Origin of the sequence: Micromonospora sp. HM5-17 (genome assembly GCF_003762835.1) — a bacterium.
Lineage (GTDB): Bacteria > Actinomycetota > Actinomycetes > Mycobacteriales > Micromonosporaceae > Plantactinospora.
Genome location: NZ_RJWA01000004.1, coordinates 274,184 through 286,361, shown reverse-complemented (window position 1 = coordinate 286,361; position 12,178 = coordinate 274,184). Strand labels below are relative to the sequence as shown.

At 72.2% G+C, this 12,178-nt stretch carries 11 protein-coding genes; 4 read left to right on the top strand and 7 right to left on the bottom strand.

Annotation, left to right across the window (positions count from 1 at the left end; genetic code table 11):
- Nucleotides 1–30: 30 nt before the first annotated feature.
- Both EF879_RS14745 and EF879_RS14740 read right to left on the bottom strand, forming a co-directional pair.
- A complete protein-coding gene (locus tag EF879_RS14745) occupies nt 31–1,986 on the bottom strand; it encodes a VWA domain-containing protein (protein WP_123559244.1) in 1,956 nt (651 codons plus the stop codon).
- A 1-nt stretch (nt 1,987) separates the two neighbouring features.
- A complete protein-coding gene (locus EF879_RS14740) occupies nt 1,988–3,541 on the bottom strand; it encodes a sigma 54-interacting transcriptional regulator (RefSeq protein ID WP_233604468.1) in 1,554 nt (517 codons plus the stop codon).
- Between the two features lie 118 nt (nt 3,542–3,659).
- Between EF879_RS14740 and EF879_RS14735 the strand changes: the two genes are divergently transcribed.
- Nucleotides 3,660–3,896 (top strand): hypothetical protein, encoded by a 237-nt coding sequence (locus EF879_RS14735; RefSeq protein WP_123558912.1) that lies wholly within the window; start codon nt 3,660–3,662, stop codon nt 3,894–3,896.
- A 65-nt stretch (nt 3,897–3,961) separates the two neighbouring features.
- Here EF879_RS14735 and EF879_RS14730 read toward each other — a convergent pair whose 3' ends face one another.
- On the bottom strand, nt 3,962–4,681 hold the full coding sequence (locus EF879_RS14730; RefSeq protein ID WP_123558910.1) for a class I SAM-dependent methyltransferase: 720 nt from the start codon (nt 4,679–4,681) through the stop codon (nt 3,962–3,964).
- A 74-nt stretch (nt 4,682–4,755) separates the two neighbouring features.
- Entirely contained in the window at nt 4,756–6,831 is a 2,076-nt protein-coding gene (locus EF879_RS14725) for a P-loop NTPase fold protein (protein ID WP_123558908.1), read from the bottom strand.
- 361 nt (nt 6,832–7,192) lie between these two features.
- Here EF879_RS14725 and EF879_RS14720 point away from each other — a divergent pair, with 361 nt between their 5' ends.
- The gene (locus tag EF879_RS14720) at nt 7,193–8,056 is read left to right on the top strand and encodes a peptidylprolyl isomerase (RefSeq protein ID WP_233604467.1); all 864 of its coding nucleotides are present in this window, start codon (nt 7,193–7,195) and stop codon (nt 8,054–8,056) included.
- A 73-nt stretch (nt 8,057–8,129) separates the two neighbouring features.
- On the opposite strand, the gene EF879_RS14715 is transcribed toward EF879_RS14720, so the two are convergent.
- Nucleotides 8,130–8,780, bottom strand: a complete 651-nt coding sequence (locus EF879_RS14715; protein ID WP_123558905.1) for a VC0807 family protein — start codon at nt 8,778–8,780, stop codon at nt 8,130–8,132.
- Nucleotides 8,781–8,816: 36 nt separating this feature from the next.
- Here EF879_RS14715 and EF879_RS14710 point away from each other — a divergent pair, with 36 nt between their 5' ends.
- Nucleotides 8,817–9,659 (top strand): PaaX family transcriptional regulator C-terminal domain-containing protein, encoded by an 843-nt coding sequence (locus tag EF879_RS14710; protein ID WP_123558903.1) that lies wholly within the window; start codon nt 8,817–8,819, stop codon nt 9,657–9,659.
- Between the two features lie 80 nt (nt 9,660–9,739).
- Entirely contained in the window at nt 9,740–10,588 is an 849-nt protein-coding gene (locus EF879_RS14705) for a class I SAM-dependent methyltransferase (RefSeq protein WP_158624177.1), read from the top strand.
- A 129-nt stretch (nt 10,589–10,717) separates the two neighbouring features.
- Here EF879_RS14705 and EF879_RS14700 read toward each other — a convergent pair whose 3' ends face one another.
- Both EF879_RS14700 and EF879_RS14695 read right to left on the bottom strand, forming a co-directional pair.
- Entirely contained in the window at nt 10,718–11,578 is an 861-nt protein-coding gene (locus EF879_RS14700) for a metallophosphoesterase (RefSeq protein WP_123558899.1), read from the bottom strand.
- Nucleotides 11,575–11,976 carry a cold-shock protein gene (locus EF879_RS14695; RefSeq protein ID WP_123559242.1) on the bottom strand — a complete coding sequence of 134 codons (402 nt, stop codon included), beginning with the start codon at nt 11,974–11,976 and terminating at the stop codon, nt 11,575–11,577. Before EF879_RS14695 ends, EF879_RS14700 begins: the two co-directional genes overlap by 4 nt.
- Between the last annotated feature and the right edge of the window lie 202 nt (nt 11,977–12,178).

Sequence of the window (12,178 nt, the reverse complement as noted above, 5' to 3'; positions counted from 1 at the left end):
AGGCCCCACGGTCAGCGGGGCGCCGGTGGGTCAGCGGCGGCCCCGCCGGATGCGGAGGTAGTCGGAGACGACGTACCGGCCGAGATCCGCCAGCTCCGGCGTGAAGACCCGACCGCCACAGCGCCGGGCCACCGCGTCGACGAAGCGGCGCAGCCCCGGGTCCTCGCCGAGCATGAAGAGGTTCAGCGTGGCGCCGTACCGGGTGAGCCGGTCCACCTCGGCGATGGTCGCCCGCACGGTCTCCGGCAGCGGCGGCCAGTGGAAGACCGCCACCCCGTCGTCGGGATCCAGGTGCGCGGTCGGCTCGCCGTCGGTGACCACCAGCACCACCGGCTCGGCGCCGGGGTGCCGGCGCAGGTGCCGGCCGGCCAGCTTCAACGCGTGTTGGAGGTTGGTCCCCTGCACCAGGTCCGGCTCGACCCCGGCCAGCTCCTGCTGGGTCAGCGGCATCGCCTCCCGGCCGAATCCGATGATCTGCAACGAGTCCTGCGGAAAGCGGGTGGCGATCAGGTGGGCCAGCGCCAGCGCGGTCTGCTTCATCGGACCCCAGCGCCCCTCGGAGATCATCGAGAAGGAGAGGTCGACGCAGAGCGCCACCGCCGCCGACGCCCGCCGCTCGGTCTCGACCACCTCGAAGTCCTCGACCGCGAGCGTCACCGGCACCCCGGCACCGGCACGCCGGACCGCCCGGGCGACGGTCCGCACCACGTCCAGGGGCTGCTCGTCGCCGAACTCCCAGGGCCGGGACGCCCCGGTGATCTCCCCGGCGGCGCCGGCCGAGCGCAGGTCGTGCTGGCCCCGCCGGCCCGTCTCCAACTCGGCGAAGATCCGCCGCAGCGCGGTGCCACCGAGCCGGCGCAGCGCCTTCGGGCTCAGCGTCAGCCCGTCCGCGCCCCGGGTCACCCATCCCTGCCGGCGCAGCTCCCGCTCCAGCTCCCGCAACCGGCGTACGTCGTCGGCCGCGTCCCGGCCCAGGTTGCGCTGCACCGACTCCACGTCGATGTCGTCCAGGGTCGCCCCGGGATGCTCCTGGCCGAGCTGGTCCAGCAGCTCGTCCAGCTCAGCGATCTCGCCCAGCGCCCCCGCCGCCTCGGCGTAGCCGAGCGGCTGGTTCCCCCGGACCCGCTCGGCGCGGTCCCAGGCGAGGTCGGGGCGGAGCGACCGCAGGTTCGCGGTCAACTCGGCCAGCTGCCGGGCCAGCTCCGGACCGAGCGCGGACTCCATCATCCGGGCCAGCTCCTCGCGCTGGTTCGGCGACAGCGACCGCATCAGCCGTTCCCCGGCGGCGGCCCGCCGGGCCAGCGCGTCGACCAGCTCGTCCACCGTCTCCGGCTTCTCCGGGAAGAGGTCGCCGTGCCGGCGCATGAACTCGGCGAACGCGTCGGTGGTGTCCTCGCCCCGGTCGTGCCGGGCCAGCAGGTCGTTGAGGTCGCGCAGCATCTCGACCATCTGGCGCTGCACGGCCGGGTCGGCCGCGTTGCGCATCGCGTCCCGCAGCCCACTGAACCGCTGTTCGAGGACGTCCCGGCGCAGCCCGTCGAGGATCCGCTGGTACGTCGCCCGCGCCTCGTCGCTGACCCACTCGTAACCGGAGAGTTCCTCGATCGCCCGGGCCGTGGAGGAGGGCAGGTTGTCCAGCACCGCCTCGGCAAACCGGGCCGCGTCGTCGTCCCGGCCGCGCAGCTCGTCGCGTTCGGCGGCGAGCGCCTGGTCGAGCAGGGCCCGGGCTCGGGTCACCGCGCCGTCCAGGTCGCCCCGGCGCAGCGCCTCGCGGCGGAGCCGGCGGGCCCGGGCCACCAGGTCGTCGAGGCCGCCCCGGCCCCCGGGGCCGCGCCGGAGCAGGTTCCGTAGCGCCTCGCGCAGGCTACCGCCGGCCAGCACCTCGGCACCGACCGCGTCGACCGCGGCCCGGACGTCGTACGGTGGGGCGAGCGGGTCGGGGCCGCCGCGCCAGGAGCCGTATCGGAAGCGGTTGCCGCCGGCCACGTCAGGCCCAGTCGTCGTCGCGGTCCGGACGGCTGCCGAAGCCCCGGCCACCCCCGCCGCCGAGGTCCCGGCCACCCCGGCCGGCGTCGCCGGTCCGGCCGCCGTAGCGGGTGCGGCCCTCGTCGGTGACGTCCTTGGCCAGCCGGCGGGTCAGGTGCAGTCCCTCCAGCACGAACTCGATCCCGGCGGCGGCCTCGCCCGGCGTGGGCGCGTCGCCGAGGCCGAGCCGGTCCAGCGCCTTGGCCAGCCCCGGCACGGTGCCGACCTGCCGCAGCAGCTCGGTCGCGCTGACCAACTCGCCGGTCTCGATCACCGCGCCGTCGGCCACGAGTGCGGTGAAGCCGGAGAGGTCCAGCCCGGCCAACCGGGCCCGGAACGTCTCGGCGGTCGCGGTCCGCAGCAGGTGGGCGAGGATCTCGATCTCCCGGCCCTCCTCGCCGCTCTCGAACTCGACCTTGCCGCGCAGGGTGCTGACGACCGAGACCGTGTCACCGATCCGGGCCACCGGCTCGATGTCGACCGGGTTGACCGGCTGCCCGTCGACGGTCCTCGTGCCCGAGAGCAGGCCGGCCCGGCGCAGCGCGGCGGCGGCCACCGTCTCGGCGGCGGCGATAGCGAACCGGGCGGAGACCCCGGAGCGGGAGTCGACCGAGGGCGACTCCCGGACCGCGCGGGCGAACCGGGCCAGCACCTCCAGGACGTGGTCCGGCACGGCGGCGACCAGGTTCGCCTCCTGCTTGATCAGCTCCAGCTCGAGCTCGAGGTCGAGCGGGTAGTGGGTCCGGATCTCCGCGCCGAACCGGTCCTTGAGCGGGGTGATGATCCGACCCCGGTTGGTGTAGTCCTCCGGGTTGGCGCTGGCCACCAGGAGCAGGTCCAGCGGCAGCCGGAGTTGGTAGCCGCGTACCTGGATGTCCCGTTCCTCCAGCACGTTGAGCAGCGCCACCTGGATACGCTCGGCCAGGTCGGGCAGCTCGTTGATCGCGAAGATACCCCGGTTGGTCCGGGGCACCAACCCGAAGTGGATCGTCTCCGGGTCGCCGAGCGTCCGCCCCTGGGCGACCCGGATCGGGTCCACGTCGCCGATCAGGTCGCCGACGCTGGTGTCCGGGGTGGCGAGCTTCTCGCCGTACCGCAACGACCGGTGGAGCCAGCCGATCGGCAGGTCGTCGCCGGCCTCGGCGACCGCGCGGCGCGAGGCCGGGGTGAGCGGGTGCATCGGGTGCTCGTTCAGCTCCGAACCCCGGATCACCGGGGTCCACTCGTCCAGCAACTGCCCGAGTGCCCGAATCAGTCGGGTCTTGCCCTGGCCACGCTCGCCGAGCAGGACCAGGTCGTGCCCGGCCAGCAGGGCGCGCTCGACCTCCGGGAGCACGGTCTCGTCGTACCCGACGATGCCAGGGAAGCGCGGCTCGCCGGACCGCATCCGGGCCAGCAGGTTGTCCCGGATCTCCTCCTTGACGGTCCGGTAGCGGTGGCCGGCGGCGCGCAGCTCGCCGAGGGTGCCGGGCAGGTCGGCCGGCGGGGTGGGCGGGACCAGGGAAGTCTCAGTCACCCACCTACGCTAGCTCTCGATCGGGCGACCGGACATCCGCGCGGAGCCGCCAGGGGCGATCAGCCGTGGGAGGGACGGGCGCCGCCGCGTCCGCGAGCAGCCGTGGAAAGGAAACGCCATGAGCGGAACCGGAGACGTCAGGTCCGACGGCAACCACCACCAGCCGGCCGTTGTCCTCGCCCTCGGGATCGCCGTCGGCGGGTCGGTCGGGCTCGCCCTCGGGGTCGTACTCGGCCTGGGCATCAGCAATCTCATCCTCGGGATGTCGCTCGGGCTCGCCGTGGGTACCGCGATCGGCGCCGGGGTCGGCAGCGCGCTCGGCGCCGCCCGTAACCGGGCCAACCCCGAATCCTGATCACGGCCGGAACGCCGCCGGCCGGGCGACCAGGCCACCCGGCGCCCGGTCCCGGTTCCGGGCGGTCAGCCCTGCGGGGCGGGTCGGCCCTCCCGGGTCAGCGCCGCGTCGGAGTCCGGCTTCGAGGCCTCGAAGAGCGCGACGCAGCCCCGTACCGTCAGCCGGATGTTGGCGAACCGGGTGTCGAGCTGCCAGCGGAGCCCGGCCAGGTCGTCCTCGCCGTTGTGGAAGGTCCCCCTGCGGTTGTAGAGGCGCATGAATCGGCGGGCCAGCGGCGTGACCCGTACCCCGGCCGACAGGATGGTGCTGCCGAAGATGCGCCCGTCGGGGCGGAGCGCGGTCAGGGCGTTGTCGAGGACCGCCCCCTTCTCCACCCAGTTCCCCGGTACACGGTGCAGCAGGAAGTTCGCCGCGACCGAGTCGAAGGTGCCGGCCGGCAGGGTCACGGCGTCGAACGGCAGTGGCTGGAGGACGTCGGCCCGGAGCGTCGTGGGCCGGTAGCGCGCGATCCGGGACGCACTGACCCGGAGCACGGTCGGGTTCAGGTCGACCAGGGTCAGCTCCGGCCGGGGTGTGGGGAACTCGCACCGGTCCAGGAAGTACGCCGTACCGGGGCCGAGTTCGAGGTGTCGAAGGCCGATGTTGCGCTCGTAGCCGGCGAGCACGTGTCGGTGGGGACACCGCCAGATCAGCCTCGACAGACCGAGCACGTAGCGGTCGTACGAGGCGAGCAGGAGCCGGTGGTAACCGGGTCGTTCAGCGATCACCTCGTCAGTCACGGGCATGAAGGCGCTCCTCGTGCATCGCCCCAGCCAACCCGGGCGGCGGTGAGTGTCGCCACCCCGGGCGGCGCCGGTTTTCACTCATCGCGGTTTTCCCCGCCGGGAACGTCGGTCGGTGCCGGCGGGCCGGGCACGGCATCAACCTCGTGGGACCGGCCCGACCGCCGGTCCACGGCGTCGGCGCAGCCGCGCCCCAGCGGCACCCGGGATCCGCGCTCCAGCGCGTCGACCAGCAGACACATGAGGTCCAGGACCTGCTGCTGGGCGAACCTGTCGAGCTGCGCCCGGGTCCGCGCGGTGACCTGGTCGCCGAGGCGGTCCGATCTCCACTCCGCGAGCCGGACCCCGTCGACGCTGACCACGTGCCGCAGCACCCCGTCCGCCCAGCCGACCGTCCACTCCACCCGGGCCGGGTGCCCGTCCCGACGACCGCCGCGGTGCTGGCGGCCGGCAACGCCGTACCGCCAGTCGACGAAGGTCAGCTGCTGGTCGCCCCGCTCGGCGTGCGTCACCCAGAAGCCGGCGTCCCGCAGCACCTGCCGTACCTGGTCGATCGCCGCCTTCACCTCGGCCGAGACCGTACCCACCCGACCGTCCGGCACGGCGGCGGAGCCGACGTACGGCCGGAGCCGCTCCTCCGCGTTGATGGTGTTCGGCGGCTGGGTCCGAAACAGCTCGACGACCCGGAGCAGGTGGGAACGGGTCGCCACCGCATCCCCCTGGTTGGCTGCCTGCTCGGCCTGGATGCTGACCAGCAGCGCCTCGTCCCTGGGCGGCAACGGCTCCTGGCTGGACCGTTCGTCGCCGTCGCGCAAGCCGGGAGCCTCGAGGGTGCCGCCCGACACCGCCGGCTGGGCCGGACCGTCGTCGCCGCCCACGTACGGGGGCTCCCAGGCGGGCTCGGCGGCGAGGTACATCGCCAGGATGGGGTCGACGCCGTCGACGTCGATGCCGTACCGGCGGCCGAGATGCGACAGCATCGGCGCCACGTCGGCCGCGTCCATGTCCCAGAACCGCAGCAGTTCCCGCCCGACCGCGCGGAGGCGGACGACCCGTTCGAGGCGTCCCTGCCACACCAGGTCGACCGTGGTCGGGCGGTGCTCCAACGGTGCCACGTCCCTGCTCCAGAACTCCGGCCAGTAGGACCGGATCATCAGGTTCTTCCAGGTCTGCGGATCGAGGGGGCCGTCGTGCGCCGAGAGGTCCGACAGGAAGGTGTTGAGCCGGTGCTTGACCGCCCGAGGGGTGACGCTCCCGCCACCGATCCGGAGCAGCGGCGCCAGCACCCCGCGCGGGTAGTCCTGGACGGAGGCGTCGATCGTACGATCCAGCTCGCCGGCGACGTCCACGGCGAGCCCGCCCTCGGCGGTCACCCGCGCCACCAGTTGGTGGAGGAAGACCGCGACCTCACGCGGCGTCACCAGCAACTCCGGCAGGTCGACGCTGAGGTGGATGTACTTCTCCAGCGCCTGTCGGGGGTCCTTGCCGTCGTGCGCGGGATGCTCCGCGAAGGCCCGGTACACGTGGTCCTTGGAGGCGGCCACCACGAACATCACGCAGTAGTCGGTGTTCTGCCAGTAGTGCATGGCGTGCAGCAGGGAGGCCGTGAATTCGAGATCGCACCGGTCGAGGTCGTCGATGAACTGGACGTGCACCGGCCGGAGCTCGCCACCGGCGGCGGTGTCGCGGAGTCGCCTGGCCCGCCGCTGCAACTCCGCCTCGACCACCGCGGGCGCGTTCGGCAGGCGAGCCAGGATGGTCATGAACGTGACGGCGACGTGCAGGCTGCTCTCGTCCGGGTGCGCGCTGAACTTCAGGCCGAGAAGATCCGCCAGAGTCTGGGTGATGTCGTGCAGCGCCTCGGGCTGGTCCTGCGAGATGCCATTCATGATTTCGTAGGCGAGCGTGGCCCGCACGTCGGTGAAATGGCGCCACAACGGTGCGCTGTACGTCGACATGGTCAACGGAAGCCCGTCGCGCCGCTTGTGGGAGTCCAGTTCGTCCATCAGCCAGTTCAATGCGGACGACTTACCCGCGCCCCACGGCCCGTAGATCGCGAACGTCATCGGTGACTGCGGAACACGTACCGACCCGACAATGTGGTCGACGATCGCGCGGAGCTTGGCCTCGAGGCCCTTCCGGGTGGCGAACAACTCCCGACTGTTCGCCCCTTTCGCAGCCGACGGGTCGAGAAAGACCACCGCGATCCCTCGTCAGACGTGTCCATGCATCGCAATGATGGTTTTCTAACCGAGAACCCCGACCGTACACCAGTCCGACCGGGCCCGGGTCATTCGCGTCGTGGACCATTCCGCCGCGATCGGCTGGATCAGATCTGCGACGATCCGCGCGGCCCCCGCCCCCCGCCCAGCCCTCGTCGGCCGGATGTCGCCCGCACTCCACCGGGTGCGGGATGCACCCCGGCCGGACGCGCCGGCGCCGTCCCGGCCGGGGACCATTCCTCCGCCACGCCGAGCACTGCCGGACGAGGGGCGCGATCGGTAGTCTGGGTTGGTGACCCGCCCCCCTGCCGAGCCGCCGAACGAGCCGCACCAGGCCTCCCCGCCCGGACCACTCGGGCCGCCCGCGCCGTCGGAAGCCGGCCAGCAGCCGCCGTTTCCACCGGGATCGCCGTATGCGCAGGGGCCGCGACCGGCGACGAACCTGCGCGGCCTGATGATCGGGCTGATCAGCGCGGCCGTGGTGGGGGTGCTCTGCCTCGGCGCGGTCTGCGTGGGGCTGGTCAGCTACTACCTGTCCGAGGGTCGGATCGTGCCGACCTCCGACGATCCGCCGCCTCCCGCACCGCTGGCCTGCGCGGCCACCCGCCTCCAGGGCCAGCCCGACACCAGGACGGTGGGGCTTCCGGACTTCGATGGGGCACCGCGGAGCGGCACCGCGACGATGCGGCTCGACACGAATCTCGGGACGATCGTCATCACCATGGACCGGGCCAAGACGCCGTGTACGGTGGCGAGCTTCCACCATCTCGCCGAGCAGAGGTTCTTCGACGGCAGTTCATGCCACCGCCTCGTCACCGAGGGGATCTTCGTGCTCCAGTGTGGCGACCCGTCCGGCACCGGGCGGGGCGGCCCTGACTACCGCTTCGCCGACGAGAACCTGAGCGGTGCGGTTTACACCCGAGGCGTGGTGGCGATGGCGAACACCGGCGAGCCGAACACCAATGGCAGCCAGTTCTTCATCATCTTCCGGGACACCGAACTACCGCCCGCCTACACGCCGTTCGGCACCGTCACGACCGGGCTCGACATCGTCGACCGGGTCGCGGCCGGCGGCCACGACAACTCCTATGGCTCGTCGGCCGGCGGCGGCGCACCGAACATCCCGATCACCTTCCAGAGCGTGACCGTGAGCTGACACCGTACCGGGAACCACCGATCCGCCGATCGGGTGACGTGGTCGCGAGCGATCCGACCAGGGGCGGTGCGGGTCAGACGGCGGCCGGCACCTCCGCCGTCTGACCAGCCCGAGCGCGTGCCCGCTTGGTGTAGAGGATCGTCCAGGTGACCAGGGCCGCCATGACGGCGAACGGCAGGATCGCGGAGACCGCCACCATGGTGTCGACCGAGAGGATCTGGGCCAGCTCGATCCGGCCGGCCGCCTCGATCACGAAGGTCAGGCCCCAGACCAGGGTGAGGATTCGCTGGGTTCGCCGGAACCCGGGGTACCGCCAGAGGCCGTTCCACCACGCCACCCGCTCCGCCGATCCGTCGGTGGCGAACTTGCGTCCGAAGTAGAACATCATCGGCCGGGGCAGCAGCAGCGAACCGAGCAGCGCCAGACCGAACAGGCCGGTCACCGCCGACTCCTTGACCAGGAGAAGCCGCTCGTCCCGCAGGGCTAGCGCGGAGACCATCCCGAGCCCGATGATGAGCAGGCTCAACACGCCCAGCTCGTCGATCCGGCGTCGGATCGCGTACAGCACAGCGACCTCGACGACCGGCCAGACCCCGCTGAGCGCCAGCGCGGAGAACTCACTCATCCCCCGGTCGGTCAGCACACCGTACGTCAGGAAGGGCAGCACCGCCGTGAACAGGATGCTGGGACCCCAGGTCAGCACCATCGTCCGAAGTCGCCCCATCGCACGCCCCTAAACTATACGATTATCTTCACGTACGTGCCGAGAAATGTAGCATCTGAATCGACCCCCGTCACGGGAGCGACGGGAGGACGATCGTCGTCGCTGGTCCCGTTCCTGTTCGGGGTGGCCGGGCGCGCGGAGATTCCCGGCACCGTGCTGGTCCGGCTGCTCGGTGACTTCGGTCTGACCGAGGCCGCCGCCCGGGCGCTGCTGCTTCGGATGCGCCAGGAGGGGATGCTGGCGAGCACCCGTCGGGGCCGGGTCGTGGACTATCGGCTCGCCGGCGAGTACGGCCGCCGCTTCGACCGGATCCGGCGGGCCGGCCAGGAGACCCCGCCCGCCTGGACCGGATCCTTCCACGCCCTGCTCTACCAGGTGCCGGAGTCGCGCCGGGCGTTCCGGGACGCGCTGCGACGCTCCGCCGTCAACCTCGGGTACGGCCTGCTCCAGCAGGGCGTGCTCATCGCCGTACGGGACCGGACCGACCAGCTCGACCTGCTCGCCGAGCCGCCGGAGGACGTCCGGGTCTTCGTCACCCGACTGGAGATGGCCGAGGCGGACGCGGCACAGGCCGCCCGCCTCGCCTGGGACCTCGACACCCTCGCCGAGGTGTACGCCGCCCACACCCGGACGCTCCGCGCCGCAGTCCACGACCGGCCCACACCGCCGGAGCCGAGCCCCGACACGCTGCGCCGATACGCCGAACTGCTCCGGATCCCCATGGTCGACACCCTGCGCAGTCCCCAACTGCCCGAGTCGCTGCTCCCGCCGAACTGGCCGATGCCCGGACTGTGGCGGGCGATCGCCCAGGTCCAGCAGGTGTACGGCGGCCCGGCGATGGCGTACGTCGGCCACCGGCTGGCCGAGGCCGAGCATTGACGAACCATCGGCCTAACACGGGAATTTTCCCTTTTCGCGGGTGCTAGCGATCCATGGCGATCAAGGACAGAATTCCCCTCATGGCTGTTGGGGGGTTCCAGACGCAGGTCATCCGGCGGGCCCGGGGGATCAGCGCCGCGCTCAGCGCGCCGCCGTACGTGAAGCCCGGGCACTACTACTCGCCGGTGACCGCGCCGGCGGACCGCGCCACCGCCATCGCCTGGCGTGACCTGCCGCCGGTCGGGATCGACCTGCGCGAGGCGGACCAGCTGCGCCTCGCCGCCACACTCGCGCCCTACCTGTGCGAACTACCCGAGGACCGCTGGCACGACCGCAACGGGATGTACGGCCGTGCCGACGCCGCCGTCCTGCACGCGATGCTCCGGCATCTCCGACCGGCCCGGCTCATCGAGGTCGGGTCGGGCTACTCCACCGCGGTCGCCCTCGACGTCGTCGAACGATACCTGCCCGAGCTGCGGATCACCTGCGTCGAGCCACACCCGGAGCGGTTGCGCGCCCGGATGCGACCCGGCGATCACGTCGAGCTGATCCAGCGCCGGGTCCAGGACGTCGACCGGGACGCCTTCGCCGCGCTCGGCCCCGGGGACATCCTGCTGATCGACTCGACGCACGTGGCCAAGGCCGGTTCGGACGTCGTCTGGCTGCTGTTGCACGTGCTGCCGACGCTACGGCCCGGCGTCGTCGTCCACGTGCACGACATTCACTGGCCCTTCGAGTACCCGGAGAAGTGGCTTCGGGAGGGCCGAGACTGGACCGAGGTCTACCTGCTACGGGCGTTCCTCACCCACAACACGGTGTGGCGGGTGCTGCTCTTCACCTCGTGGCTCTGGTCGCAGCGGCCGGAGGCGGTACCGGCGGAGCTGCGGGGCCTGCCCACCGGGGCGTTTTGGATGTCCCGCACGGGCTGAGCCCTCGGCGGCCGGCGCCAAGCCACCGCCGCGCCGACGATGCACCGGAGTGGACCGGCGGCGCCGCTCTGGCACCGGCGCCGCGCGCCGCCGCGCCGGTCGACCCGGGGTGATGGCTGCCGCGCCCGGTCAGGCCGGGTCCACCGCGCGGCCGGGCAGCACGGGTACGGGTCGGCCCGGCGGCCGGTCCCGGGCCCGCCACTCGCGCGGATAGCCGAGCGACACCTCGGCGAAGCGCACCCCATCGAACCAGTCCACCCTCGGGATGTGCAGGTGCCCGTAGACCACGGCGGCGGCCCGGTACCGGACGTGCCAGTCGGCGGTCCGAACCGTACCGCACCACTGCGCGAACTCCGGATACCGCAGGACCCGGGTCACCTCCTGCACCAGCGGGAAGTGGTTGACCAGCACGGTTGGCACCATTGGGTCGAGTTCGGCCAGCCGCCGCTCGGTCATGGCCAGCCGTGCCGCGCACCAGTCCTCCCGACTCGGGTACGGATCGGGGTGCAGCAGGTACTCGTCGGTGCACACCACCCCGGTCCGGTACGCCAGGGCGAGCGCCTCCGCCTTGCTCCTCACTCCCGGCGGCCAGAACGTGTAGTCGTAGAGCAGGAAGAGCGGCACCACGGTCACCGGTCCACCGGGACCGGTCCAGACCGGGTACGGATCCTCGGGAGTCAGGACGCCGATCCGCCGGCACAGCTCGACCAGCAGCTCGTAGCGAGCCACCCCGCGCACCTGTACCCGGTCCCGCCGGTGCGTCCACAGCTCATGGTTGCCGGGAACCCAGACCACCGTGTGGTACCGGTCCTTCAGCAGCCGCAGCGTCCGGTCGACGTCCTCGACCCGTTCTCCGACGTCACCGGCGATGAGAAGCCAGTCCTCGTCGGAGTTCGGGACGAAGCCCTCGACCAGCCGCCGGTTCTCGGCGTAGCCGACGTGCAGGTCGCTGACAGCGAGCAGTTCGCCGCCGGACGGGGCGCGGGTCAGGGCTCGACCCAGCCGTGGGACCGGGCGAGGTTGACGAACTGCTGCCGGATCGCGCCGATCTGGGCACCGGTCAGGGTCGGCACCTTCTCGATCAGCAGCTCGGTGACCTCACCGCTGAGTTCGGCACCGGAGAGGACGTCGCACAGCTCCTCGGCGTCGCCGGCGGGGCGGCTCGGCCGGGGTTTGGTCACCGGCCGGTCGACGATCCGGACGGTGGTGGCCTTCAGCCCGCGTTCTCCCTGCTCGACCTCGTACTCCAGGCGCATCCCCGGATGAACCAGGTGCTTGTCCTCGCCGAAGTCGTTGGCGTGGACGAAGACGTCCTCCCCGCCACCCTCGGGAGCAATGAACCCGTAGCCCCGGACCTCGTCGAAGCGCAACAACTTCCCGAACGCCACGACGCCACCACCACCCACTCGTTACCAGACCGACACCGCGATACGCCCGAAGCCCTGCCCGCCACCCGGACGCGGGTGGCGGCGCGACGCCCCGCCGTGCACACGATAGCGCCCCCGGCCCGGCGCCCCGGAGCCTGCGCCGGCCGGGTCGGAGACTCGGCCGGTCGTTCCGGGAGCCGGGCCGGGGGCCGCACGTCCGCTC

Coding starts and splice junctions, on each gene's coding strand:
- EF879_RS14735 (WP_123558912.1), top strand. CDS start 3,660: ATGAGCGGAACCGGAGACGTCAGGTCCGACGGCAACCACCACCAGCCG.
- EF879_RS14730 (WP_123558910.1), bottom strand. CDS start 4,681: ATGCCCGTGACTGACGAGGTGATCGCTGAACGACCCGGTTACCACCGG.
- EF879_RS14715 (WP_123558905.1), bottom strand. CDS start 8,780: ATGGGGCGACTTCGGACGATGGTGCTGACCTGGGGTCCCAGCATCCTG.
- EF879_RS14705 (WP_158624177.1), top strand. CDS start 9,740: ATGGCTGTTGGGGGGTTCCAGACGCAGGTCATCCGGCGGGCCCGGGGG.